This window comes from Flavobacterium cupreum (assembly GCF_003996965.1).
Taxonomy (GTDB): Bacteria; Bacteroidota; Bacteroidia; order Flavobacteriales; family Flavobacteriaceae; genus Flavobacterium; species Flavobacterium cupreum.
This window is the reverse complement of record NZ_QWDM01000163.1, coordinates 1-324: the sequence shown is the minus strand read 5'-3', so window position 1 is coordinate 324 and position 324 is coordinate 1. Positions and strand designations below refer to the sequence as shown.

Genomic DNA, 324 nt, shown 5'->3' with positions numbered 1-324 from the left:
ATCTCGGACATCGGCAGGATGGCGACGTCGGTCATCTGGTTCGGCTGGAACGCCAGGTGCGGCACCCGGTTGCCCGGGTCGGCCGTGGCCAGGCGCGTGATGTCGACCAGGTCGGCGATCACCGACGAGGCGGTCGGCTCGGCGCCGGCGCCCCTGCCGTAATACAGGCTCGCGCCGACCGCGTCGGCCTGCACCAGCACCGCGTTCATCGCGCCCTCGACGTTGGCGATCAGCCGCTTGGCCGGGATCAGGGTCGGGTGCACGCGCAGTTCGATGCCCTCGACGCCGTCGACCATGGCGCGCTTGGTGATGCCGAGCAGCTTG

At 70.7% G+C, this 324-nt stretch carries 1 pseudogene; it reads right to left on the bottom strand.

Annotated features, from left to right (window positions below):
* Positions 1 to 324: pseudogene (locus D0817_RS27055) on the bottom strand (hypothetical protein); the annotation flags it as partial.